This window comes from Leyella stercorea DSM 18206 (assembly GCF_000235885.1).
Classification (GTDB): domain Bacteria; phylum Bacteroidota; class Bacteroidia; order Bacteroidales; family Bacteroidaceae; genus Prevotella; species Prevotella stercorea.
This window is the reverse complement of the sequence record NZ_JH379357.1, coordinates 1-26427: the sequence shown is the minus strand read 5'-3', so window position 1 is coordinate 26427 and position 26427 is coordinate 1. Positions and strand designations below refer to the sequence as shown.

Below are 26427 nucleotides of genomic sequence, written 5' to 3'. Positions count from 1 at the left end.
AGGGTTATGCCCTAAATTGAGTACTAACAACAATTGATATAATCATGATATTTCAATATTTGTATAAACCGTTTTATGTAATAAGGCTGAATAAAGCTAATTTTACTATATGGTTTTTGTTTACTATTTTGGGCGGAAATTTGGGACTTGCTTCCAATGTGCTGATAAGAAAATACATCAATAATCTGTCACTTATTGATTCTATAGTCTTGGATTACCATAGTGGAAGTTTTTACATATTCTCCATCGTTTTGTTGGCTTCTTCTGTTGGAAACGTACTAATTGATTTTCTTTCAAAGAGAAATACAGATTTTAAGTCTCTAAAAGTAGTTTGGCTCGCTCTGACATTCTTGTTGTCATTGCTGTGTAGTTTAGCATATTCTGTATATATATGTGCACAAACGCCACAGATCAACAATGATGTGTCTGGCGATGTCTTACAATTGATACTTTTTCTTCTCTCAATAGTTTTTAGCACTTATTCTTTTTGTTTAGTCCTCATGGATGCGAATGATTCTGCCTTTGCTTCTATAAGTGACCGATATGAAAGACAAGAAGAGAAGAAAATACAAGAGATAAGTGAGAATGTTTCAAGTATAACTAACGATGGCAATGGTTTGAAATTATGAAAATAATATTTCCTTATATAGAAATAGAACAACCTATTGGTACTTTTTATATGAGTACCATCAATGCAGAAGTTCTTGCACAAATCGTCTCTATTCAACGCCGAAACGAGAAAGAAAAGCAAAATTTGTTTGGAAATAATCGTCTTCCAAAAGATGAGGAAGGTGTTCAAAGAGAACAATCCAAGGAGCGAGTTGAAAGTATTAGCAAATATTGCCAAGATCCCGATGCAACCTTTCCTACTCCTATTATTATTAGTATATATCGAGATAAAGAATATACAGACAATGGACATGAGTTCATTTTTGATATAGATGAATATGACACAATAGGAGATGTTATAGATGGTCAGCATCGTTTGTTGGGAATTATGAAATCTAAAAGAGCCGTGGACTTTAATCTGCCTGTGGTCTTGATGTTTAATTTGACCATGGAAGAAAAAGCATACGTGTTTTCTATTATTAATAGTACTCAGACCAAGGTCAGTATGAGTTTGATTTATGATTTGTTTGATTTGTCAAAAACACGAAGTTTTCAAAAGACAGCTCATGAAATTGCTCGTTCTTTGAATAAAATGAACAACTCGCCATTTTTTAACAGGTTGAAGATGCTGGGTAAAAAAGATGATAATCAATATTATGCAACCTTATCGCAAGGAACTTTTGTAACCCAATTACTTTCTTTGATGACGAAAGATCCAAATGGCGAGAGAAGTGCTCTGAAAAGAAATAAGCCACTACCAAAAGATGAACATTTGCCTTTGCGTCAATACTTTTTGGAAGGAAAGGATGATGTTATTTTAAAAATAATTCTTAATTGCTTTTCAGCATTAAAAGTCATATTTCCTGATGAATGGAAAAATCCTGATCGGAACATATTATGGAAGACTACAGGATTTGGTGGCGTAATAAAAGCTTTTCCAAAAATTTACAAATATGGTATTGTAGAGAATGATTTATCACAATCTTTCTTTGAAAAAATATTTGCTTCATTCAAAGAATATATGCAAGTGAACAATAAAGACTTTACGAGCAAATTCTATTCTGGCGGTGGAGAGCAACTTCAAGGAAAGTTATGTCAAGATATTCTCAGGGCTAATAATTTATAAGAATGCTGCTTATGATACGCAATGGTACTGTAGTTGATGTTGAAACATACTGTAAAGATAGGAAAAGACCAACTGACAAGGAAAATCTGAGATATATCTTGGAGGTGGGTAATGAGTGTCCCATGTGTGGAAAGATTATAACTGATTTTTCCGCTGATAAGCATAAACTTTATGAGGTCGCTCATATATATCCCAATAGCCCGACTGAAAAGGAAATGTCTGTATTGTCAGACGTGGAAGTGTTGGGGGAAAATTCTGAAAGTTTTGAGAACAAAATAGCATTGTGTAGAGATTGCCATAAAGAATATGATGAGCATAAGACAATAGAAAAATATAATTCAATGCTTAATTTGAAGAAGAAACTTTTACAAAATAGCAAAGCCCAAACTGCATTGTCGCATAATGTGGTAGAGAAAGAGTTGTTGGATGTAGTTCAACAAATATCTTCTTTATCAACGAATTCTGATTCTATTTCTGAAATGGAACCATTGTCCTATACTGTGATGAGCGTAAAGGCCAAAATACCTTCCAACAATCTTCTTCGAACTGATGTTGAAGGATTGGTTTCAAACTATTTTTTATATTTGAAAGATTTATTCAAAAGTTTGGATGAGATTAGTTTTGAAACAATTGCTGCATCTTTCAAACATTCCTATTGCCAAGCCCTAAAAGAACAATTGAATCAAGAAGAAATTTTTGAGTCACTTATTGATTGGGTGAAATCAAAAACACGTTGTTCAAGAACTGTTGCACGAATCCTTGTTTCATATTTTATACAGAATTGTGATGTATATGGAAAAATATCCCGATAAATTGTATTCTGTGCCAGAAAGTGTAGTCGGAATCATGCTGCAAATTATGGAGATGATTCCTGATAAAGGAATATTGTTGAACGATTTAAAAGAGTTGATGTCAAATGTTGACACTAATGATTTTATAGATGCTCTTACCTGTCTTTATGCCATACAAGCAATAAAATACAATTCATTTTATTTTATCGAAAAATCATGTTGAAAGAAATATTCTGCTCAAAATTTAAACAGCCCAAAATAGAGTTTCATAAGGGACTAAATGTTATATTAGGCGATAACAATGGTTCCAATTCCATAGGTAAAAGTACGATGCTTCTTATAATAGACTATGTGTTTGGAGGTGATACTTATGCAAAGAGTGATGTAATAGACCATATTGGTCAACATGAAATTTGTTTTTGTTTTGAATTTGGGGAAGTTAATTCTTATTATAAGAGAAAAACAGCACAAAGTAAAACGGTATTTGTGACAGATGCGCATTATGAGAATGAAAAGGAAATATCTTTAGATGATTATAAAAAACTCTTACTTCAGTTTTATAACATAGATGATGAAAACATATCCTTCCGCAATATTGTAGGTCTATATTCTCGCATTTATGGCAAGGATAATTGCAATGAAAAATTTGTGTTGAGTGCATATTCTAAACAGTCTTTCGATGATTCAATATCGTGCCTTATTAAAATCTTTGGTAAATACCCTGAGATACAAAATCGAAAAGAAGCAAAAAAGAATAGTGAAGAACGATATAAAACTTTTTGTGCTGCTGTTAAAATGGATTTCATAAAAGTGTATTCAACTAAAAAAGATGTTGATGAAGCCGAAAAAACATTGTTGCTTGAAAAAAATGATTGTTTGGCACTTGAACATCAACTATTAACAGATACATCAGTGTTAACTCCTGTTCAACTTCAGACAATTTCTGATTTGAAGGATGAAATGGCAAGAGTTTTGGCTTTGAAATTTTCTCATAGAAGTAAATTAGGAAAATTACAAGTCAATATAGGAAAGCTAAAGAAAAAAGTTGCCATTGATATAGAAAGACTTCAAATTTATTTTCCTTCTATCAATATAAACGAGATTGAAAAAATCAATGAATTTCATGAAGGCTTAGTTAATGAACTTAACAAGACAATTCTCAAACAAATCACAAAAGAAAAAGAAATATTAGAATCAATAGAGAAAGAAGAAGAGGTAATAAGAAATAAGATAGATTCCGTTATTTCACTGAACCAAGCAAACAAAGTTGTTTTGGATAAACTTATTGAGTTGAGAAAAAGTGTTGATAATAAAGAAAAGGCAATCGCTGATTATAAGAGACGTGAAGACTTGAAAGCAGAGAAAAAAGATGCAAAAGATATGTTTGAGAAAACTCAGAACCTAATTCTTGCTGACATTCAGAACAAATTGAACAATGAAATTTCAATCTTGAATGAAAAGGTTGAAGGAAAAGAAAAGCAAGTTCCTTTGTGTTCGTTGTCATCAAAGAGCTATACATATTTATGTCCTGATGATAGCGGAACTGGAACAAACTTTAAAAATTTAGTCTTATTTGATTTGGCTATATTGGCTTTGACTATGCTTCCATTTGTTATGCACGACACCTTACTTTTGAAAAATATTGAGAAAAAGAGAATGGATGCTATCATGAAATTATATTCGCAAGAAAAGAAAAAACAAATATTTATTTCTTTTGATGAATTGGCAGATTATAGTCCTACAACACAAAAGATAGCTGAAGAATATAAAGTCCTCATTTTATCTCCTGGAGGAAATGAATTATTCGGAATATCTTGGAGTAAGAAAATAACAGAAAAACATAATTAGAACTAAAATAGACGATGATACAATCCTACACAAAATATAAACAATTTCACTCATTGGTTGTAGCCAAGGAGAATGGGAAAGCCGTTCGAAGCGGCTTGGACTTTCTGCGCTTAGTGGCAGAAGAATATAGCCGCTTGGAAGTGTATAACAATCAAGAATGTGATGGCGATGATTTCTTCACTTATCAAGTGGAGAAAGAACTGGCACAGGTGTTGAGAGACGAGGCTACTCCTATTGAATCTGTTGCTGTGGCTCAGAAAGACATGGCCGAAATTGAGAAGATTGAGGCATACGATGATTATTGCCTGTGTTTCTTTGACCATATCCGTGAGGCTATCAATTTCCGATTGGCGGATGCGGATACATACCTTGCAGACCTTGACAAGCAGATAAAGCATCATACCTACGAATATAAGAAATTGGTGAATGACGAAAACTTTGACCAGTTGAGCTCTCTATTCAGATTCGAGGAGTTGGGCAAGTTGCTCATCAAGAAGATAGAGTGTCTGTGGACTCATGGTAGAGAGAATGAAGTGGATGGCATTATTGTTTCAGCATAATCCGTTCTATACGGTCAACCAATTGCCGATGGATGAGCAGAAATTAATTGCTCAACTCATCAATCTGAAATTTGACGAGTGTGTTGAAGTGCCAAGAAATAACGAGAAGCATCTTATGATGCAAAAAGTTCATTTGGTGGTGACATACGAGGATGGCAATACTTGGAAGTTATTTATGCCTGATTGCATAAGGACAATACTAAGAGATACTACGGAAAGTCAGATTGGTGATTATAGAGAAGCGTGAGGAACTTTGCAAAATACAAGCGAAATATTCATGGTCTTCTGATAAGAAAAATCCTGTACAGCAGAGCATCGCCGATGCCTTGATGTATATAGTATTTATGAAATTGGTATAACATCATTATTGGTTCTTAGACATTGTTAATGGCGGATATCAGTCTATTTGATTACCAAGAGGATATGAAGGAACGGATTGAGAAGGCGTTACGCCTTCATCAGTCCGTGATGTCACAAATGCCGACGGGAACAGGAAAAACATACCTGTTAACAGCTGTCATAGACTCTTGCGTGAGCAACAATCCAATGGATAAAGTATGCGAACAGTTGATAGAACCAGGCAACTATTATGACATGAAGTTCTTGCAATGATATTCAGCTTTTTGATTATCAAGAGAACATTGTGACAGCAGTGTTTCTCGTATTCGGGCGTTTCGGATGGTTTGGCAATGATGCTCGTATCGGTCGGCGCAGATGTTCGTATCGGTCGGCGCGGATGTCCGTATCGACCGGCGCAGATGTCCGTATCGGTCGGCGCAGATGTCCGTATCGACCGACGCAGATGTCCGTATCGACCGACGCGGATGGTTTTAGTAGTGCTTCGACTCCATATCCCTTCGCGATTTTGACTTGATTACGAGCCACACACCGCTGAACACGAGCACTACTGCTACGGCTTGCTTCCACGTGAAGAGGCACATGCCGCAGGCGATGCTCACCGATACCGCCACCACGGGCTGCATATAGTTGTAGATGCTCACCACGGTGGGGCGCAGCGTGCGTTGCGCCGTCTGCATGCACAGGTAGGCGATGTAGGTGCCGAAGAATACCACGAAGCCTGTTTCGAGCCATGTCTTGAGGCTGACCGCCTGCCAGTCGGTAGACGCGGCGTGCGAGCCGAGGAACGGCGTGAGCAGAATCGTAGCCCACGTGAACATCCACTTGCTCATGGTTATCGGACTGTAGCGTTTCAAGATGTCGCGATAGAGCGAGAGGTAGAGCGCGAACGACATCTGTGCAGCTACGCACAGCAGGTCGCCGCGTATGTCGCCGATGCGCGAGTCGTTGGCTACGGCGGTGCTGGCTATCAGTATGACTGCGCCCGAGCAGCCTACGCCCACGCCCAGCGCTTTGCGCCCCGTGATGGGTTCCTTCAGGATGAGTGCTGCGAATATCATTGCGAAGATAGGCAGCGACGTGGTTACGATGGCGGCGTTAGACGGAGTGGTGATGCTCAGACCGATAGTGAAGCAACACTGGTTGCACACGAGTCCGAACACGCCGGCTCCGCAGAGCACGAAGATGTCCTTGAGCGGCACATGCTCGTGCTTGGTAAAGAGCGATGTTATCCAGAAGAACACCGCTCCGCCCAAGGCACGCAGATATACCATATTCAGATTGTCCACCCCGTTGAGCATCGCGTCCTTGCCGATAGGAGCCATGAGCCCCCAGATGGCGCAGGCGGAGAGGATGGCGAGGTGGGCAATCAGTACGCGTTTGTTCTGCATTGCGTCTATACGAGGTGAGCGATGAGGTCCTCACGCTCGCCGGCGAGCATGTCGATAACCGGAATTTCGACCATGGTGTAGCAGCCCGGCTGCTGGCGCATTGTAGCGCGAGCCACGTTGACGAGCACCTGACCAGTGAGTGCAGGGTTGTTGATGCTCATGGTGAACTCCATGCGCTGGTTCTGTGTCTTGCCGCTCACGCCCTTGCGTGTGAGATGCACGCCGTGGCCCATGTCGCGCACGGCATCAACTGACGGTACGGCGAACACGTGAGTCTCGTCGTTAGAGAAGTAGGGGTCTGCCTTGATAGCTGCCGTAACGTCTTCGAGTTTTGCGCCCTCTTCAAGTTCTACGTAAACCATGCGGCGGTGCAAACCCTCGCCCTTCGGTATGGTCATAGACAGAGCATCCTTTACGCCCTCCTTAGAGCGCACGCATACGCTGTGGCCCATCGACATACCTGGTCCGAAGTTGGTGTAGCTGAGGCCCTTTGGTGCGAGGCTCTGCATCAGAGTGCGCACGATAGAGTCGGAACCCGGGTCCCAACCTGCAGCGATGATGCTTACCGTACCGTTCTTCTTGCACTCCTCAGAGAGAGTGCGACGGTAGTCGACGATAGAAGTATGTATGTCGAAGCTGTCTACGGTGTTGATACCGAGTGCTGAGATCTGCTTTGCGTACTCCTCGCACGAGCGTGTCGGAGTAGCAAGGATAGCCACGTCCACGTCCTTCAGCTCGCGGATGTCCTTCACAACCTCGTACTGTGCCAGTTCGGCAGGCTTGTTCTCGGCACCATGACGGCGCACCACACCTGCAATCTCAAAGTCGTCGGCAGCCTCAAGCGCCTGAATCGCATACTGACCGATGTTGCCGTATCCCACTACGGCTGCTCTAATCTTTTTCATGTCTTTCACTTTATTATAATTAATAAATAGACGTAACACATCGTATTATAGATGTGTTGCATCGTTCTTGATGAGTGCAAAGTTATAGAAAATCATTAAAACAACTTCTTCCTGTATGACGTTTTTTTATGTATTTTACAGTCTGTTAGGCAAAATCATTAAAAATAGGTATTTCATAATTCGATGATTATGCTTAATTTTGCAACCGTAAAATAAAAATACTCAACGACAATGAAAAAGAAATATCTTGGCAAGACCATCGGGTCGTTGCTTATAGTACTTCTTATGATGCCGTTAGGACATGCACTGATGATTCTGATGGAGCACTTCCTTGAGCCGACAACGCTTCACTATTCGGCGTTCTTGATGGGCTTCGTAGGACTCGTAATCACCATAGCTGGTGTGTTCGTGAAAGGCGACACACGCCAGACCTGCTTCGGACTCGCCGGAGCCTTGCTCTTTTGGACAGGTTGGGTGGAGTTTTTGTTTGCTTACTTTGCTCAGCGCTTTGGTGTACATTGCGATCTTGTAGGCAACGGCGTTGTACAGACTGTTACGGAATACGTCAATGGTGTCGGCGTAAACCATACGTTCACGATAGACGGAACGCCGCTCGAAGAGTTCTCGCGTGCCGACCTTAAGGCGATACGCGGCTCCCGACCGGAGTATCTCATCATGCCTGCCACCTTCGGCATGTGGATGATGTTCGTAATGATGTACACCTTCTGCACCCGCACCGGCTGTCTGTTCATCCGCTGGGTACAGCGGCATTGCGGAATAAACGAAAAGGTGGAGTTGCGACCTATGGCGTATCATCCGAGCATAGTGATGTTCATGGAGTGGAACATCATGATGTGGGGACTTTACATGCTGCTTATGTTCTGCTACGACCCCGTATTCCTCGGCGACCATCACCCCGTAACCTACGCCGTTGCAGCCATATGCCTCATCGGTTCGGCACTGATGTTCAAGAAGCAGCTCTACATCAAGTCGTGGGGACGCAACCTGCGCATGGCTTACGCCACGGTTATCGTGTTCTGGACCTTTGTGGAGGTGGTTGCACGCAACGGACTCTTCAAGGAGATATGGGTCGACCCGATGAATCATGTGGTGGAGATGAGCGCAGTGCTCGCCATCTTCGTGGCGCTCATCGTGGGCAGCTGGATGTATAATGTGAAGGATGCTGAGGCTGACGCGAAGTTATTGGCATAGTTTATACATTATATATAATATACAGCAATAGTAAAAGACAATATATAATAACATTAAAAAACAAAAATAATAGCAACTCTTTTTATGAAAAGAATTTTTACTCTCTTGTTCGCTGTTCTCACAGCAACAACAATCATGGCACAGATGCACGGACCAATGAAGTTTGTAGGCGCTTCAAAAATGAGCGTATCAACAATGAACATTGATAATCCCAGTGACACAATATTGTTCGCTATGAACGGCATGGAGTCGGGCAACATCACTCTGCCTGCCATGAAGGGTATGCAGACAATACCATCGTTCACCATCAGCGGTGCTAAATTCACGTTGGGCGAGAACCATGTCGTTACGTTTGCCGACCAGACTTTCAGCACAAAGGTGAAAGTGGACGGAGATGAGAAGAACATCACCGGCTCATCGCTTTCAGGCACATACAACATGGCAGACAACTCGCTCTCGCTTACTGTTGTGTTCCAGTACGGCAAGATGCCTATGTCTATGACATACAGCGTGAAAGGCTACTACGTTAAGGCGGTGTCTAACCCCATCACTGTTACAGTGGGCGGACAGTTCACATACAACAACGACAATGTTACATACGAGTTGCGTCGATACAAGGACGGCGAAACAGACAAGCTCGACGTTACTGTTCCTTCCTATACGCTCGCAAACACCATCATGGGCAACCTCACACTCGGTTCGTACACCGTGAAGGGACTCGTTTACGACGAGGCTCAGGGCGGCTACTACCGCGACTATAAGAACGACGGACTTAAGTTCCACTTCACAGCCGTTCAAGGTGGCAAGACAACAATGGACAAGGACTATGACTTCGCAACAGACAAGGATAACAACATTCTTGTAAAGTACGAAGGCAATGACGTAAGCTCTATCGTCAACACCTTCCAGGTGGGAACCATGCCTTTCGGCATCGTGTCTGTGTTCAGTGGTGCAACAACATCAATAAACAACATCACCACAACGCCGTCTCACGATTTCAACACCACACCGTCTCAGCAGTACAACCTTGCTGGTCAGCGTGTGGACAACAACTATAAAGGCATTGTTATTGTCAATGGTAAGAAGTATTTGAGAAAATAGTATAATGATTAAAAAAGCCATTTTACTTGCTGTTGCAACTGTGAGCATACACATGCTCACAGCCTGCAACGGCATTTTTGATGATATATACGACCAGCCGAAGCCCGTCGTGCCGGCGAAAGGACAGCTCGTTATCGACGCTACGAGCTGGACCGACTGGTATTATGTCGACCTGCCACGCCTGCAGCGCCTTGCTGAGGAGGGCGACGAGGACGCTCTGCTTAAGGCTCAGAGCGAGTTCGAGAAGCACCCGATACCTTTCACGCTCAGTGAGGGCAAGGGGGACGGACGTTCGGGGCAGTATCTGTACTGGTTCGACGTGTGGGGTGAAGGCATACAGAACAACGAGTTCCGCCAGTTCACCGAGACCGATGCGCAGCAAGACCCCGAGGAGTGGAGCTTCGCCGTGCACCGCAACAACGTGCGCACAAACGGTGGTGCCGTCTACGAGACGCAGTACACCTCCTTCGACCAACTCCCCGAGTCGAGCACCGAATTCGCTAACAAGGAGTTCACCGCCGACGAGTGGAGCGAGAACGAAGTGTGGAGCAGTAAGGAACAGATGCTGCTAAGTCTCGTGCCGTCGCAGGGCATCAATATTAATAAGGTGCTCTCGTCGTGGCTTGAGTTCAAGTTCAACGTGCCGCCCGACTACAAGCCCAACAAGCATGTCTTCATCCTGCGACTTGCCGACGGCACCTACGCCGCTCTGCAGCTCGCCGACTTCATCTCGCCCGAAGGCAAAAAGTGCTTCCTGACCATTAACTATAAGTATCCGTATTAGGGAGTTGTGGTGGTGAGATGGTTAGGTGTTAAGATGTTAGGGTGTTGAGATGGTGAGATGTTGAGATGTTGAGATTTGCACATACGCAACCAGCTTCTGTGAATTCTGCGAATTCCGTGGGATAACAACGCGCCCTAACATCTGTGCAGATCTGTGACATCCGTGGGAGAACAAATGCATCCCGCCATCTGTGTAAATCTGTGAAATCTGTGGGAAACTCACAAGATTGCGTGGGTATGGCAAGATGCCATACCCTCCTATAATTAAAAATATAAAAAGATAAATGATAAAAAACATAATACTTCCGCTCGCTCTTCTCGCAACCGCGCAAACGGCGATGGCGCAGGCAGACCCAGAACTCGACGATGTGCAGCTCGACTCCATCTTTCGCCATTACGAACTGGAGGAAGTGGTGGTGACCGGCACACGCACACCGAAGTTCCTGAAGGATACACCTATACAGACACGTGTCATCACGTCGCGCGACATAGCCCGCACCGATGCCACGAACGTGCAGGATCTGCTGCAGCAGGAGTTGCCCGGCGTGGAGTTCTCCTACTCGATGAACCAGCGGACCCACCTCAACTTCGCCGGATTCGGCGGACAGGGCATCCTCTTCCTCGTAGACGGCGAGCGTCTCGCAGGCGAGTCTATGGACGATGTCGACTTCTCGCGTCTGCTTATGGCTGGCGTGGAGCGTATTGAGATTGTGAAGGGTGCGTCGTCAGCGTTGTACGGCAGCAGTGCTGCTGGTGGAGTGGTGAACATCATCACAAAGAACGCCACCGAGCCGTGGACCCTGAACCTGAACGCACGCTACGCCAAGCACAACGACCAACGCTACGGTGGCGTGTTCGGACTCAGCTCGAAGCACTGGAGAAATGCGTTCAGTGCCAACTATCACAACAAGGACAACTACAACGTGACGAGTGCTGCCAACCCCGTGACACGTGTCATCTCCACCATCTACGGCGAGCGCACCGTCGACTTCAAGGATAAGCTGACATGGCGACCCTCCGACCGACTGAGCATCGGAGCACGTGCCGGCTACTTCTTCCGCGAGACAACACGCACCGTGAACCTGCCCGAACGCTATCGTGACTTCTCTGGCGGCTTGCGTCTCGACTGGCTGATTACCAAGGACGACAACCTGCAGGCGAGCTACGCTTTCGACCAGTACGACAAGTCGGACTATCAGCAGCTGCGCCACCTCGACATACGCGACTACAGCAACGTGCAAAACACGGTCCGACTGCTCTACAACCACTCGTTCGGCGAGACAGCGATGCTCACTGTCGGTGCCGACTATATGCACGACTATCTCTTTAACACTTATCTCGCCGGCGCAGCACGCGAGCAGGACTGCTACGACGTGTTCGCGCAGTACGACTGGAACATCACTGACAAACTCGAAGCCGTGGCTGCTGTGCGCTACGACTATTTCTCCGATCAGTCGAACTCGCAGCTTACGCCAAAGCTCAACCTCCGCTATAAGCCCAACCACCGCCTCGTGCTGCGTGCCGGCTACGGCATGGGTTTCCGCGCACCGTCGCTGAAGGAACGCTATTACAACTTCGACATGGCTGGCATCTGGATTGTCGAGGGCAACGAGAATCTGAAAGCCGAAAAGAGCCACAACTTCACGCTCTCTGCTGAATACTCACGCGCCAACTGCAGCCTTGCCGTGTCGGCATATTACAATAATGTAATAAACAAGATCTCTACATCGGCGCCCTATTTCAAGTCGATAGAAGACAAGCTGCCCTATCTGCCCTATACCAACCTCGCCAACTACAGAGTGTTCGGCGCAGACGTTAGCATGCAGGCACGCTGGCAGAACGGCATCTCGGCACGACTCAGCTACGCTCACACCAAGGAGCGCCTGCCGAAGGACAAGGATGGCAACACCATAAACAACCAGTACATACCGGCACGAGCCCATGCTCTGAACGCCAACGTCGACTACGACCATCAGTTCACGAAGCGCTACGGTATATATGCTTCGCTCAACGGACGCTTGCTTTCGGGTACGGAGAACGTGGAGTTCAAGAACTACTACGACGTGACCGAGGGCACGGTGCGTGTGAAGTATCCTGCCTACACCCTCTGGAAACTCTCGCTCACGCAGCGTGTTGGCAAGGCGGTGAGCATAACCACCGCCCTTGACAACCTCTTCAACTATCGTCCGAAGCACTACTACCTCAATGCGCCGCTCACCGACGGCATCACGTTGCAGGTAGGAGTGTCAATCGACGTAGATAAGTTGTTCTGATAAGCATCGGAAGTTTATCTGATAAGTATCGGAAGTTCATCAGACAAGCATCGGAAGTTTAAGAAGTGATTGGTAAAAGCTAAAGTTTAGTTTAGACTAACACCTCTTAAACTTCTGTTTTTTATATTATGAATACCCAATTATTATTAGTATATTTGCAGCGATAATTTAACGACTAAGCAAATATGGTACTTTCAAATCTTCAGCACAGCGGCCGCGTAGAGTCGCTACACCCGTTGTTCAAGACCGTGTTCGACTACGTGAAGTCGCACGACTTGCTCAATACTCCTTGCGGACGCATAGAGTTGCAGGGCGACGACCTCTTCATCAACAACGTCAACCCCGAGTGCGTAGCAGCCGACAAGCAAGTGCTTGAGGTGCACCGTCAGTATATCGATATCCACATCCTCCTCGAAGGCGAGGAGACCATCGGCTGGAAAGCTATTGAGGACTGCACGAACGAGACAAAGCCCTACGATGCCGAAGCCGACTGCGCTCTCTATGCCGAGCCGGCTTCCGCTTACGTGAAGCTCCACCCCGGCGAGTTCCTCATCGTGTGGCCCGAAGACCCACACGCACCGGTGATTGGCGAGGGAAAGATTCGTAAGCTGATTGTTAAGGTTAAGCTTTAAGAGTTTTGAATTTTGAATTTTGAGTTTTGAATTTTGAATTATGCGCTTTGCGCATTTTGAATTTATGAATTAGGAATTGAGATTTGTGAGTTGCGAATTCTTAATTCAAAATTGACTAACTCAAAATCGGCGCAGCCGATAATTCAAAACTCAAAACTCAAAATTCAAAACTCAATATCGGTTATGCCGATCTTCTTCCAATCGAACCCTGCCACCAGTTCTTCAGCCGTCACCCTATTAGGCGACTCCTGCAGTCCTGCCTTATAAGCCAACAAGCCTATAATATCCTCTGCTTCGAAGCGCGATCGTAAAGCCTCCATGTCGAGACTGCGGTCGCGCTTCGACAGTCTCTGCCCCTCGGTGTTGCAGAGCAGCGGCAGATGAGTGAAGCGCGGCGGAGCAAATCCCAATTCCTTTGCCAGATAAATCTGTTGCGGCGACGAGAGCAGCAAGTCGCGACCGCGCACTACCTCCGTGATGCCCATCATCGCATCGTCCACCACCACCGCCAGCTGGTAAGCCCACGCCCCGTCCTTGCGTCGCACGATGAAGTCGCCGCATTGCGTCGTCAGGTCTATGGTCTGCTCGCCGTAGTGTCCGTCGACGAACGACACGATGCCCTCGTCCTCCTCCGGCACACGCATACGTATAGCCGCCGGTCCGCTATGCGTCCCCGGTTTCAGATTGCGGCACGTCCCCTTATACACCACGCGCCCGTCGCTTTCGTGCGGAGCCTGCGTAGCCAATATGTCCGCACGCGTGCAGTAGCAAGGGTACGTCATACCACGATCAGCAAGTTTCTGCAGCTCCGCCTCGTATATCTCGCCACGCTCGCTCTGATAGAACGGACCCTCGTCCCACGTCAGTCCGAGCCATTCGAGGTCGCCCATAATCAAGTCGGCATACTCCATATGCGAACGCTGCGGATCAATATCCTCAATACGCAGCACCCATTTGCCACCCTGCGCCTTTATCGAAAGCCACGACAGCAACGCACTGAACACATTGCCCAGATGCATACGTCCCGTCGGTGACGGCGCAAAGCGACCCCTCTCTATATATTCCTTATTGCTCATCTTTGTTTTATTAGGAGGGTAGGGCATCTTGCCCTACCCACGCACCCTTCTTTAGTATTAGGAGGGTAGTACGACTTGCCCTACCCACGCACCCTTCTTTAGTATTAGGAGGGTAGTACATCTTGCCCTACCCACGCACCCTCGCACTGCTATATAATGACAGCTTAAAGGCTGCGTGGATATGGCAAGATGCCATACCCTCCTATATTAGTCTGCAAAATTATAAAGAATAATCGGTTTGAGCGTAAGTTGTTGCAATAATATTCAGTTTTGTTACAAATCGATACTTATTTGCTGAGTAAAACTACGAATTCGTTGAATATTTCGGTTTGTTCTGCCTATTTATTTGAAAGGTTACAAATCTTTTCTATACCTTTGCAGTGTGTTTGAATAAAACAATAAGAAAATGAAAGGACCGAGCGCGTGAATCGTCACGTCGCCCGGTCTTTTTTGTGTTTAAAAACCTTGACAAGCTATTTACGAAACAGTTACATATAGCAAAACCGCCCGGATAGGCGTCGTTTCCGACTGTCCTATCCGGGCGGTTTATATATAAATGTATAAGTGGTATTCTATGCGTGTAGCATTAGATCTGCACCTTCACGGTTGTAGCCTGAGCATTGCATACTACAGTGACGAGATATGTGCCCTTTGCGAGTTCCACCTTTGCCTTGTCGGCAGTAGTGGTGAGTCCGCTAACAACGCGTCCCTCGAAGTCGCTCACGAGGATGCGCTTTGCGAGTCCTGCAGTCTCCGGCATACTGATCTTAACGCAGTTCTTGCCAGCAACAATGCTGAAATCCTTTGCTGCAACCGTAGAAGCTACGCCGTCAACCACCTTCTTCTCAGCCAGACGGAACACACGTGTAGCGTGCTTGCGCACATCGGTTGTAAATGTGCCCGTAGCTTCGCCTGCCTCAGCATTCTCCATCACGTCACGAACGGTGTAAGTCTTTGTCGGGTCGAGAGCCGGAATAGCTGTGAAGTCGAATGTAGCCTGCTTCTCAGAGCTTGACATGTTGGTTACAGAGAGAGCCACGTCGCCGTTCTCGCAGTCCTTAGCGAAGACAACGAGGTTGTCTGCCTCAGAGATAAGGTCGCCCTGCTGCCCCATGCGGTCCTGGTTGAGAGCGATAAGCTCCTTGTTGCGCAGCAGCTTGAAGTCGGCATCGGTGAGGGTGTTCTTGCTCGGGTCGAACGACAGAGCCATCGGCGAAGACCACATACACCAGAGAGCGAACTGTGTAGCATACTCGTCGTCGGTCATACCGGCGCCAGTGCCGCCGCAGAGGTCGTTAGACGACTTACCCGTAGCGTGCAGACCGGTGCAAAGCATATCCGAATCGTTGAAGCGGTTAACGCCCTGATAAGCAGAGAGGTTCTTCATAGCCTCGATGCTCTGTACGACGCCAACACCGCTACCAGAACCAGTCCAGCAGTCGCGTACGTCCTGCGAGATGCGCCAGCAGCGTCCGCCTACCTCAGCACCCCATTTCCACGGTTCGCGCACGCCCCACTCGCAGATGTAGAGCATAGTGTTGTTGCCAGCAGCAGCGAAAGCGTCAGCAAGAGCTTTGTAGCGCTTCTTGGCTGTCTCTACGTCGTCCGGCGCATAGCAGTAGTCGCACTTCACAACGTCTACGCCCCACTCGGCGTATGTCTTGGCGTCTATTTCCTCGTAGCCGTACGAACCGAATGCGCCGGCACATGTTCTGTCAGCAGCGTCGGTGTAAAGACCGAACTTCATGCCGTTCTGGTGAACATAGTCTGCAACAGTCTTGAGACCGTTCGGGAAGCGTGATGCGTTAGGCTGCGGTGTGCCGTCAGCCTTGCGTGTGCCCTGCCAGAGGTCGTCCATCATGATGTGGTTCCAACCGCACTCGTACAGACCCTTGTTCTGGAAGAGCTCTACAGCCTGCTCAATAATTTTCTGTGAGATGTTGCCCTGAACCGAGTTCCAAGAGAGCCAGCCCATGAACGGCACCGGGTGCTGCAGAGAGCTTGATACGGTGAGCGTTACGTCCTCCGATGTTGTCTCGCCGTCTACTGTGACGTTAATCTGATATGTATATACGCCTTCTTCAGCAACTACGCCCTCTACGATATTGCGGGCTGCGTTCCATGTAAGACCTGCAGGCAGATTGCTTACAGAGAGCTGAGCGCCAGTAACGGTAGAGCGAACCTTCTGCATGAAGCGCACGTTAGGCTGCGAGAACACGGTTGTAGCACAAGCGAGCTTTGTGGTGAGTTCCTCTGCGCTCACGATGCACGGACGTGTTGAGTTCTGATCCTGGAATACGAGATATGCGTTAGCCCAATCGACGTGGTCGCAGGTGTTTGTGCCGTCGTTGCCGTTTGATGTCTCAAGATAGAGATACTTCCAACCGCTGAGGTTGTCAGCGTGGATGTCTACCGACTGGTTCGAGAAGCGGTTGATAGTACCCTTAGCCACATCCTCTGTAGCGCCACCTTCAGCCTTTACGTAAACATGATAATCGAAGTTGCCAGCCTCCTTCACCTCGTCGTCAACGCCGAGCACAGTGTAGAAGTCGGTTACCGATCCGTTGAGCTTGATGATAATCTGCGACGGTCCGTGTGTGCCCACTCCGCTCTCGTACACCTTGCCACCGACGGTGATCTTGTTGCCGTCGATGCTCTTGTCCTTCTTCGGAGTGTGGTTCTCCCAACCGCACTTTGTCTTTTCTGTTTCGAGAGACGAAAGACGGATGTATTCCTGACCTAAAGGAGCGTCGGGGATAGTCACTACGTTAGAGCCTTCCTGCCACATATCCGACTCGTTGATGAGCTGCGGAGCTGTGCCAGCGTACTTGAAGTAGGCGTTGCCGAGATCTACGTGGTCGCCCCAAGCCTCTTCGCCCTTGTCGAAGTTGAGAATAAGATACACTGCGCCAGTAAGGTCAACATCAATCGTTGTGCCGGTAGCGTCGTTGACATTGATAGTGCCACTCTTCACAGTCGTAGCCTGTTTGCTGCTGTTGTAAGTAGTGACAGTGTAGTCAACGATGCCGTGCTTAGCCTGGGTAGGCGCTGCTGCATCAATACCGAAAATAGCGTGAAAACTTTTGGCACCATTCACCTTCACCACAAATTTTGAAGGAGCATGTGTGCCTACACCCGTTGTGTAGGTGTTGCCGGCTATAATAAGCGGTGTACCAAACGTAGCCTTGTCGGCATACACCTTATTCTTATTATCGTCGTTGAAATAAGTGACAGTAGTCAGGTCGAGCGAACTCAACAGGCATACGTCGTTACCAGTTGGGGGGGGTAATTGTCTCTGCTTTAGCATCAACAATGCCCAACACACTGACAAGAAGCAAACCTATCAGCGCGCTTACGTTACGTAAAAGTTGTTTCATTGTTTTTAATTAAAAAATTGATTTGTTGTATAATAGAATTTCTGCAAAGTTACCTATTATTGTCTGATTGGCAAAACATTACATCATGTTTTAACATAAAAAAGGTTCGTGGCGGCAACATGGCATGTGTCTATTTGCTTAATAGCAAAATTATTTGTAATTTAGCGACATAAAAACCAGACAATTCGCATGGAACCTAAATATAATATGAACAGATGAAGATACACCAGAAACTACACCAATACATATTTGCTGCGTCGGTCGTCTCGCTGCAAATACCGGCATCTGCCACTGCTCAGGTGCAGGAGCTGAACGTGCAGCGCGACACAATCTCCACATACCTGAAGATACAGAACAAAGGTATCGTAAACAATGCGCTCGACGTGTTGAACGGCAATGCAGCCGGTGTTAACGTTACGTCGAACGGCATGGACCGTATGGCGCAGCTCTCGTCTGTGCGAGTGCGCGGAACCACATCAATAGTCGGTGGCAACGACCCTCTCGTCATCATCGACGGCGTGACAAGTGACATCGCCACGCTCTCCACCATTTATCCTGCCGACATCGAGAGCTTCTCGGTGCTGAAGAATGCCGCTGAGACCGCACTCTACGGCTCGCGCGGTGCGTCGGGCGTTATCGATGTGAAGACAAAGAGGGGAACGGGCAAAGGCTTCCAAATATCTTATGAGACAAACATCGGTCTGGAAGCCATGTCAAAGAAGCTCGACATGCTGTCGGCTGACGAGTATCTCGCTACTGCCAAACGCCTCGGGGTGTACGCCAACAACGGCGGATACAAAAACAACTTCTACGATGTCATCACCCGAACCGGCTTTGTTCAGAACCATTATTTGGCTTTCAGCGGTGGCTCGGAGCAGTCGAACTATCGTGCGTCGTTCGGTTATATCGACCATAATACCATAATAAAGACCAAGGACTATAACAATTTCGTGGCAAAGATTGACGTCACGCAGCATGCTTTCGACAACCGTCTTGTCGGCGACTTCGGTGTGTTCGGATCTACATACAAGAACAATGACATATTCGACCCGCAGATGCTGTTCTACTCTGCTGCATGTCAGAACCCTACTTATCCTGCCGCACGCGATGTCAACGGCAACTGGACAAAGAACGGTTCTGCCTATCGTATCAATCCGCCTTCTGCCGTGCTTGCCGAACGTAGCGACCAGAAGGAGATGTACTTCAATACCCACATGCGACTGCTCTACAAGCTTGCGCCCTCGCTAAATCTGTCGGCATTCGGCAGCTACTCGTACACCTCAAACGAAAACTCTGAGTTCTGCCCCACATGGGTGTGGGCGCAGGGCAACGTATATCGCGGCGAGTTCAAGAAACAGGAGTATCTCGGCAATGTCTCGCTCGACTATGCCCATACATGGGGCAGCCACACGTTGGCAGCAGGACTCTCCACCGAATACCATTACCTGGAGCGCACCGCATTCTGGACACGCGCCAAGGGCATAACAACAAACGAGTTCGGCTACAACAACATCGGAGCCACTGCGTCGCGTCCCTATGGCGCTACGGGCAGCATCTACGAAGACCAGTCGCTGGCATCGGTCATGGCAAACGCCTCCTATACATTATATAATAAGTATAAGCTGACGCTCACTATGCGTGGCGACGGTTCGTCTATGGTGGGCGACGACCATACATGGGGCTTCTTCCCGTCTGTCTCGGCAGAATGGGATATTAAGAAAGAGCACTTCTTAAGCGGTTTCGACGGAATAAACACTCTGAAACTGCGCACAGGCTACGGACGCTCGGGCAATCTGGGCGGCATATCCGCCTATACCACAATGAACAACGTGCAGCAGACGGGCATCGTACCCGTCAACAACACGCCGACCGTGACGCTCGGCACCATACGCAACAACAACCCCGACCTGAAATGGGAGACAAAGTCGACGTTCAATATCGGTGGCGAGATCGGACTGTGGCACAACCGCCTTATGCTTACTGCCGAATACTATTACTCTAAGACCACCGACATGCTCTACTCCTACGACGTGCCCGTGCCGCCGTTTGCCTACGACAAGCTGTTGGCAAACATTGGCGCTATGTCAAACCAGGGTCTTGAGATTGGTTTTTCTATAGCTCCGGTGCAGACAAAGGATATAGACCTGAACGTGAGCCTGAACCTCTCGTTCCAGAAGAATAAGTTGCTGTCGCTCTCCGGCAACTATAACGGCATGAATATGTCGGCTGCCAACATCACAGCCATTGGCTCCATAGATGGAGCCGGTCAGAACGGCGGCGACAACAACCATGTGCTCTACCAGATAGTAGGACAACCCTTGGGTGTGTTCTATCTGCCCCATTGCACCGGACTCTACAAGGACGAGCAGGGTACGATGAAGTATAGGATAGAAGACCTCGACCGCAACGGCACCATCGACTTTGGCGACGGTGGCGACCGACGCATCTGCGGACAGGCTACGCCGAAGGCAACGCTCGGCTCAAACATATCGCTGCGCTACAAGAACTTCTATATGTCGCTGCAGATGAACGGAGCCTTCGGACACAAGATATTCAACGGTACGGCATTGGCTTACAACAACATGTCGTCGTTCCCGATATACAACGTGATGAAGGGTGCGCCCGAACGTAACATCGTCGACCAGAACGTGTCCGACTATTGGCTCGAACGCGGCGACTACCTCAACTTCGAGTATCTAACCGTCGGCTACAACGTGCCGGTGAAGAGCAACATAGTACGCTCGCTGCGCGTGTCGTGCAGCGTCAACAACCTTGCCACCATCACGTCGTACAGCGGACTGACACCGATGGTCAACTCCTATGTTGTCAACTCGTCAATGGGCATCGACGACAAGCGCTGCTATCCTACGTACCGAACCTACTCCATAGGAGTGAGCGTGCAGTTCTAAACAGCCCGAAATGTTTTCACCAACGTAACGATTAATGACTATGAAACATAAATTTTTCGCATTGTCTGTTCTCGCCCTTTCGCTCTCGTTGACGAGTTGTCTCGACGAGACACCAAAGGACCAAATACCGGAGCAGAATATTTACGACTCTGCCAACAACCTGTATGTCAACGCCGTAGCTTCGCTGTACAACTACATCGGTGCACACGAGGAGGGCGAAGGCTTGCAGGGCACATGCCGCGGCATATACGACTACAACACGCTGACCACCGACGAGGCTATCATGCCCATACGTGGCGGCAACTGGTATGACGGCGGACTCTGGCAAAACATGTACAACCATACATGGACTGCCACCGACACCGATCTGTACAACGTCTGGAAATATCTCTATAAGGTTATCGTGCTCTCCACAAAGTCGTTGGAGACGATAGACCAGTACAAGGCGCTGCTTACCGACCGACAGCGTGACGAGTACAAGGCGGAAGTGAGAGCCGTTAGAGCCATGTTCTACTATTATGCTATGGACATGTTCGGACGCATCCCCATACTTGAATCGACAGCGCAAAAGACTGCCGACATACGTCAGAGCGAGCGCAGCGAAGTGTTCAGCTATATCGTGAACGAACTGCAGACCGTGGCGCCGCTTCTGCCCCTTGAGCACAGCAACCTGCAGGGCAACTACTACGGTAGGGTGACGCGTCCGGTGGCATGGTTCCTGCTTGCCAAACTCGCCCTCAACGCCGAAGTGTACACCGACAACAACTGGACCGATGCGTCGCGACCCGACGGCAAGGCAATATTGTTCAATGTCGACGGCACACAGAAGAACGCATGGCAGACCTGCGTCCACTACTGCGACCTGATAGCAACTGCCGGATATTCGCTCGAGAACGACTATGCAAGCAACTTCGCCGTGCACAACGAAAACTCGAAGGAGAACATATTCACCATTCCGTTGGACAAGATGCTATATCTAAACGAATTCCATTATCTGTTCCGCTCGCGCCATTACGCACACGGTGGTGCATACGGCGGCGCTTCCGAGAATGGCACCTGCGCCACGCTGCACACCATGGCTGTAAACGGATACGGCACAGCTTCGCCCGACACGCGCCTCGAACTTAACTTCTACACGGGTAGGGTAGAGGTTGACGGCAAGTATGTGACCCTCGACGACGGCACGCCGCTCCAGTACCAGCCGCTCGCCGTCGAGCAGAACCTCACGGCAAGCAAATACATCGAAACGGCAGGAGCACGCATGAAGAAATATGAGGTAGACCGCACAGCCTACTCCGACGGACGTATGCCCGACAACGACATCGTGCTCTACAGATACGCCGACGTGCTGCTGATGAAGGCAGAGGCAAAGGTGAGAAACGGAGAGTCGGGCGACGAGCAACTCAACGCCGTGCGCTCGCGTGCCGGAATGCCCTCGCTTGCAGCCACACTCGCGAACATCCTCGACGAGCGTCTTTTAGAACTCGTGTGGGAAGGCTGGCGCCGACAGGACATGATACGCTTCGGCACCTACTGCGAGCCGTACGACATACACACACCGTCAGATGCCGACAAGAAGCGATACACCATAGTGTTCCCGATACCGGAAAAGGCACGCGAACTGAATCCGAATCTCGCGCAAAACCCTGGATATTAATAAAAAACAATGCCGGCATTGTAGATGTACCATTGTGCAAATAAAAAACAAATAATGAATAATTCGTGAAATGAAAACAAAAAAATACCTCAAAATAGGTATAGTATAATTCTTTTTTTGTAATTTTGTAAGCGTAAAGGGTGTGAGACGTAAAAGCTTATGCCGCTTTCGTAGAAAAGACTTTACACATTAATAATTTAAATTATTATAACCGATTATGATTTATTCAAAAGAAGTAGACAACATGTGCGTTGTCGCAAAGGGTCCTAACCACGGACCGGCTCCAATTCCTGAGGAAGGAAAATGGATTTATGCCAAGGAGATTAAGGATATTTCTGGCTATACTCACGGTGTGGGTTGGTGTGCTCCGCAGCAGGGTGCCTGCAAGCTGTCTCTGAACGTTAAGGACGGCGTTATCCAGGAGGCTCTCGTTGAGACTATCGGTTGCACCGGTATGACTCACTCAGCAGCTATGGCTTCTGAGATTCTCCCGGGCAAGACAATCCTCGAGGCTCTGAACACTGACCTCGTTTGCGATGCTATCAACACAGCTATGCGCGAGCTCTTCCTCCAGATTGTTTACGGACGTACACAGAGCGCATTCTCTGAGGGCGGTCTCGTAATCGGTGCTGGTCTTGAGGACCTCGGCAAGGGTCTTCGCTCACAGACAGGTACTCTCTACGGTACAGTAGCTAAGGGTACACGCTACTTGGAGCTCACAGAGGGCTACATCACACGTCAGTTCCTCGACAAGGACAACCAGGTTTGCGGTTACGAGTATGTTCACCTCGGCAAGATGATGGAAGCTATCAAGAACGGTATGGACGCTAACGAGGCTGTGAAGAAGTTCACTGGCTCTTACGGTCGTACAACTGCCGAGCAGGGTGTTGTTAAAGCAATTGATCCACGTAAAGAATAATAAGGAGATACACAACTATGATTAGAAAAGTAAGTTACGAAAGTCAGGAGCGCCGCGAGGCTCAGGTTCTTGCCGCTCTCAACGCTGAGGGAATCAAGAGCCTTGAAGAGGCTAACGAGATTTGCGAAGCTGCAGGTGTTGACCCTTATCAGATGTGTGAGGACACACAGCGCATCTGCTTCGAGAACGCAAAGTGGGCATACGTCGCAGGCGCAGCCATCGCTATCAAGCGTGGCGTTAAGACAGCAGCCGACGCTGCAGAGGCAATCGGTGTAGGTCTGCAGGCATTCTGCATCCCTGGTTCTGTAGCTGACGACCGCAAGGTAGGTCTCGGCCACGGCAACCTCGCTGCTCGTCTTCTCCGCGAGGAGACACAGTGCTTCGCTTTCTTGGCAGGTCACGAGTCATTCGCAGCTGCTGAGGGCGCTATCAAGATTGCAGAGATGGCAAACAAGGTTCGCAAGAACCCGCTGCGCGTTATCCTCAACGGTCTTGGCAAGGACGCTGCTCAGATCATCAGCCGCATCAACGGCTTCACATACGTTAAGACAGAGTTCGACTACTACACAGGCGAGCTGAAGGTAGTAGACCGCATCGCTTACTCAGACGGTCCGCGCGCTAAGGTTAACTGCTACGGTGCTAACGACGTTCGCGAGGGCGTTGCTATCAACTGGAGCGAGGACGTAGACGTATCTATCACAGGTAACTCTACAAACCCGACACGTTTCCAGCACCCGGTAGCTGGTACATACAAGAAGGAGCGTATCCTCGCTGGTAAGCCTTACTTCTCAGTTGCTTCTGGTGGCGGTACAGGCCGTACACTCCACCCGGACAACATGGCAGCAGGTCCTGCTTCTTACGGTATGACTGATACTCTCGGTCGTATGCACTCTGACGCTCAGTTCGCAGGTTCTTCTTCAGTACCTGCTCACGTAGAGATGATGGGCTTCCTCGGCATGGGTAACAACCCGATGGTAGGTGCTTCTGTAGCTATCGCCGTGGCTATCGACCTCGCACTGAACAAGAAGTAATTTTTCGCTATTAGCGAGATTTACATAATATGACGACTCCCATAGTCCGCAAGGATTATGGGAGTCGTTTTTTTTATTTTAACTTGAAAGACGCACGAGGTTTCAAATGAAAAGTATATATTTGCATTTGAATACTATTATTTGCAATGGAGACAATGAACAGAACAAAGGAGTTCGACCGCCTCGCCTTTACGGTGTTGGCTATCGAGGCTTCTGCGCAGAAGATGAATATATCGCCGTCGGAGATGAGAAGGCGACTGGAGAAGGTGGGGCTTATCAAGAGTCTCATACAGGATTGCTACGACACTTTGCATACCGAGAGCCGCGAAGCCGTAGCGAACGATGTCGTTGAGGCTCTGAAAAATTGGGAAAAAGAATAAATGGAAAAGCAAATACTATAATTTGCAGTTTAAATCATACGAAAGGGTATAGTTATGTTAGACTTCTTATTATGGAACAAAATAGCACGTATCATTGCGCAGCTTGCCGATACTCTGCATATATCAACAGACAGAGCATTGCAGATATTCTATGATTCAGATGTGTGCCGTATGCTTCACGACAAAGACCTCGGGCTGCATCTGATGAGCGACACATATATTGTTAATGACTTGATAGCGGAGCTGAGGAATAAGCAATAGAAAAATATGGATAAAGGACAATTTCTGTTATACCAAACGCCTGACGGCGATTCACAGATAGAGGTGAAACTGCAAAACGATACCGTCTGGCTCTCGCTTGACCAGATGGCTGAACTGTTCCAGCGCAACAAATCCACTATTTCACGACACGTAAAGAATGTGCTGGAGGATGGGGAGTTGGAGGAAAAATCAGTTGTTGCATTTTTTGCAACAACTGCAGCTGATAGTAAAACATACTCTGTAGCTTACTACAACCTCGACATGATAATCAGCGTAGGCTACCGCGTGCATTCCTATCGTGGCGTTCAGTTCCGTATATGGGCGACAAAGGTATTGAAGGAGTACATCGTTAAGGGGTTTGCCATGAACGACGACCTGCTGAAACGTGCAGGAGGAGGCAACTACTTTGACGAGTTGCTTGCAAGAATACGCGACATCCGCTCCAGTGAGAAGGTGTTCTACCGCAAGGTGCTTGAGATATATGCCCTCAGCATCGACTACGATCCGCGAGTGGAAATGACACAGAAGTTCTTCAAGACTGTACAGAACAAGATGCACTATTCGGTTCACGGTCATACGGCGGCGGAAATAATATACGAGAGGGCTGATGCCGAGAAAGACTTTATGGGACTGACCTCGTGGGCAGGACCGATGCCTACGAAGCTCGAAGCCGAAATAGCAAAGAACTATCTCACACACGAGGAGGTGAAGTCGCTTAACCGCATCGTGAGTCTGTATCTCGACTTCGCCGAAATGCAGGCTGAGGAACACCGCCCGATGTACATGAAGGACTGGATAAACATTCTCGACGACTTCCTGCGTATCTCCCGAAAGGACATCCTTACTCATGCCGGCAAGGTCTCCGCCAAACTCGCCAAGGAGAAAGCCGATAATGAATACGACAAGTTCAAGGAACGCACCCAGAACAATCTCTCCGCTGTAGAGATTCACTTCCTTGAAAACTTTGAACGTGAACAGAAGAGATTACTCCGAGATAAATAGTGTGTAGCTGAAAAAATCTACCATATCTTCCAGTATCGCCGTAACTCTCACATTATAAACACAATAAAGGCTGGCAGATAACTTCAGAAACGGGTTATCTGCCAGCCTATCTTCCAGCTTATGGCTGGTTATCTTCCAGTCTAAACGATTTATCTTCCAACCTCAGCATTTCTTTTAAATTAGTTTGATGCCTAAACTGTCTTTTTTTAAATAAGGTTGACACCCTA

Annotated in this window: 23 protein-coding genes and 1 pseudogene; 20 read left to right on the top strand and 4 right to left on the bottom strand. The window is 47.6% G+C overall.

Features of this window, described 5'->3' with window-relative positions; translation table 11 throughout:
• The first annotated feature begins 44 nt into the window (after positions 1–44).
• From HMPREF0673_RS01090 to HMPREF0673_RS01055, 8 genes and pseudogenes are all read left to right on the top strand, one after another.
• Complete coding sequence (locus HMPREF0673_RS01090) at positions 45–629, top strand: hypothetical protein (RefSeq protein WP_007897004.1); 585 nt, start codon at positions 45–47, stop codon at positions 627–629.
• On the top strand, positions 626–1735 hold the full coding sequence (locus HMPREF0673_RS01085; RefSeq protein WP_007897003.1) for a DGQHR domain-containing protein: 1110 nt from the start codon (positions 626–628) through the stop codon (positions 1733–1735). Before HMPREF0673_RS01090 ends, HMPREF0673_RS01085 begins: the two co-directional genes overlap by 4 nt.
• An 11-nt stretch (positions 1736–1746) precedes the next feature.
• Positions 1747–2547 carry an ABC-three component system protein gene (locus tag HMPREF0673_RS01080; RefSeq protein WP_172633632.1) on the top strand — a complete coding sequence of 267 codons (801 nt, stop codon included), beginning with the start codon at positions 1747–1749 and terminating at the stop codon, positions 2545–2547.
• Entirely contained in the window at positions 2528–2749 is a 222-nt protein-coding gene (locus HMPREF0673_RS01075) for an ABC-three component system middle component 7 (protein WP_007896998.1), read from the top strand. Before HMPREF0673_RS01080 ends, HMPREF0673_RS01075 begins: the two co-directional genes overlap by 20 nt.
• On the top strand, positions 2743–4374 hold the full coding sequence (locus HMPREF0673_RS01070; RefSeq protein WP_007896997.1) for a DUF2326 domain-containing protein: 1632 nt from the start codon (positions 2743–2745) through the stop codon (positions 4372–4374). Before HMPREF0673_RS01075 ends, HMPREF0673_RS01070 begins: the two co-directional genes overlap by 7 nt.
• A gap of 53 nt (positions 4375–4427) precedes the next feature.
• Positions 4428–4934: a hypothetical protein gene (locus HMPREF0673_RS01065; protein ID WP_157591601.1), complete on the top strand. Its 507-nt coding sequence runs from the start codon at positions 4428–4430 to the stop codon at positions 4932–4934.
• A 28-nt stretch (positions 4935–4962) separates the two neighbouring features.
• Positions 4963–5181, top strand: coding sequence for a hypothetical protein (locus HMPREF0673_RS01060; protein ID WP_040596163.1), 219 nt, complete (start codon positions 4963–4965; stop codon positions 5179–5181).
• A 140-nt stretch (positions 5182–5321) separates the two neighbouring features.
• A pseudogene (locus tag HMPREF0673_RS01055) lies at positions 5322–5492 on the top strand (DEAD/DEAH box helicase family protein); the annotation flags it as partial.
• 272 nt (positions 5493–5764) lie between these two features.
• Here HMPREF0673_RS01055 and HMPREF0673_RS01050 read toward each other — a convergent pair.
• Both HMPREF0673_RS01050 and HMPREF0673_RS01045 read right to left on the bottom strand, forming a co-directional pair.
• The gene (locus HMPREF0673_RS01050) at positions 5765–6682 is read right to left on the bottom strand and encodes a DMT family transporter (protein ID WP_007896992.1); all 918 of its coding nucleotides are present in this window, start codon (positions 6680–6682) and stop codon (positions 5765–5767) included.
• Positions 6683–6687: 5 nt separating this feature from the next.
• Positions 6688–7587, bottom strand: coding sequence for a diaminopimelate dehydrogenase (locus tag HMPREF0673_RS01045; RefSeq protein ID WP_007896991.1), 900 nt, complete (start codon positions 7585–7587; stop codon positions 6688–6690).
• Positions 7588–7818: 231 nt separating this feature from the next.
• Here HMPREF0673_RS01045 and HMPREF0673_RS13275 point away from each other — a divergent pair, with 231 nt between their 5' ends.
• The 5 genes from HMPREF0673_RS13275 (at position 7819) to HMPREF0673_RS01020 (ending at position 13588) form a co-directional block, all read left to right on the top strand.
• Positions 7819–8799 carry a hypothetical protein gene (locus HMPREF0673_RS13275; RefSeq protein WP_007896990.1) on the top strand — a complete coding sequence of 327 codons (981 nt, stop codon included), beginning with the start codon at positions 7819–7821 and terminating at the stop codon, positions 8797–8799.
• A gap of 84 nt (positions 8800–8883) precedes the next feature.
• Positions 8884–9900 carry a hypothetical protein gene (locus HMPREF0673_RS13270; RefSeq protein WP_007896989.1) on the top strand — a complete coding sequence of 339 codons (1017 nt, stop codon included), beginning with the start codon at positions 8884–8886 and terminating at the stop codon, positions 9898–9900.
• A gap of 4 nt (positions 9901–9904) precedes the next feature.
• A complete protein-coding gene (locus tag HMPREF0673_RS01030) occupies positions 9905–10684 on the top strand; it encodes an HmuY family protein (RefSeq protein WP_007896988.1) in 780 nt (259 codons plus the stop codon).
• Between the two features lie 283 nt (positions 10685–10967).
• The gene (locus tag HMPREF0673_RS01025) at positions 10968–12956 is read left to right on the top strand and encodes a TonB-dependent receptor plug domain-containing protein (protein ID WP_007896987.1); all 1989 of its coding nucleotides are present in this window, start codon (positions 10968–10970) and stop codon (positions 12954–12956) included.
• 185 nt (positions 12957–13141) lie between these two features.
• Entirely contained in the window at positions 13142–13588 is a 447-nt protein-coding gene (locus HMPREF0673_RS01020) for a YhcH/YjgK/YiaL family protein (protein WP_007896984.1), read from the top strand.
• A 164-nt stretch (positions 13589–13752) separates the two neighbouring features.
• Here the strand turns inward: HMPREF0673_RS01020 and gluQRS are convergent, their stop codons facing one another.
• Together gluQRS and HMPREF0673_RS13665 are read right to left on the bottom strand one after the other, a co-directional pair.
• The gene (gluQRS, locus tag HMPREF0673_RS01015) at positions 13753–14664 is read right to left on the bottom strand and encodes a tRNA glutamyl-Q(34) synthetase GluQRS (RefSeq protein ID WP_040596161.1); all 912 of its coding nucleotides are present in this window, start codon (positions 14662–14664) and stop codon (positions 13753–13755) included.
• 586 nt (positions 14665–15250) lie between these two features.
• Entirely contained in the window at positions 15251–17920 is a 2670-nt protein-coding gene (locus tag HMPREF0673_RS13665; RefSeq protein WP_172633631.1) for an NPCBM/NEW2 domain-containing protein, read from the bottom strand.
• A gap of 336 nt (positions 17921–18256) precedes the next feature.
• On the opposite strand from HMPREF0673_RS13665, the gene HMPREF0673_RS01005 reads away from it, so the two are divergent.
• The 7 genes from HMPREF0673_RS01005 to HMPREF0673_RS00975 all read left to right on the top strand — a co-directional run bounded on the left by HMPREF0673_RS01005 (position 18257) and on the right by HMPREF0673_RS00975 (position 26200).
• Complete coding sequence (locus tag HMPREF0673_RS01005) at positions 18257–20950, top strand: SusC/RagA family TonB-linked outer membrane protein (RefSeq protein WP_007896980.1); 2694 nt, start codon at positions 18257–18259, stop codon at positions 20948–20950.
• 40 nt (positions 20951–20990) lie between these two features.
• On the top strand, positions 20991–22607 hold the full coding sequence (locus tag HMPREF0673_RS01000; protein ID WP_040596164.1) for a RagB/SusD family nutrient uptake outer membrane protein: 1617 nt from the start codon (positions 20991–20993) through the stop codon (positions 22605–22607).
• A gap of 217 nt (positions 22608–22824) precedes the next feature.
• Positions 22825–23526: an iron-sulfur cluster assembly scaffold protein gene (locus HMPREF0673_RS00995; protein ID WP_007896975.1), complete on the top strand. Its 702-nt coding sequence runs from the start codon at positions 22825–22827 to the stop codon at positions 23524–23526.
• 17 nt (positions 23527–23543) lie between these two features.
• The gene (locus HMPREF0673_RS00990) at positions 23544–24557 is read left to right on the top strand and encodes a GGGtGRT protein (protein WP_007896973.1); all 1014 of its coding nucleotides are present in this window, start codon (positions 23544–23546) and stop codon (positions 24555–24557) included.
• A 155-nt stretch (positions 24558–24712) separates the two neighbouring features.
• Positions 24713–24937 (top strand): DUF3791 domain-containing protein, encoded by a 225-nt coding sequence (locus tag HMPREF0673_RS00985; RefSeq protein WP_235416206.1) that lies wholly within the window; start codon positions 24713–24715, stop codon positions 24935–24937.
• A gap of 54 nt (positions 24938–24991) precedes the next feature.
• Positions 24992–25198: a DUF3791 domain-containing protein gene (locus HMPREF0673_RS00980; protein WP_007896971.1), complete on the top strand. Its 207-nt coding sequence runs from the start codon at positions 24992–24994 to the stop codon at positions 25196–25198.
• A gap of 6 nt (positions 25199–25204) precedes the next feature.
• Positions 25205–26200, top strand: a complete 996-nt coding sequence (locus HMPREF0673_RS00975; protein ID WP_007896970.1) for a virulence RhuM family protein — start codon at positions 25205–25207, stop codon at positions 26198–26200.
• The last annotated feature ends 227 nt before the right edge of the window (positions 26201–26427 follow it).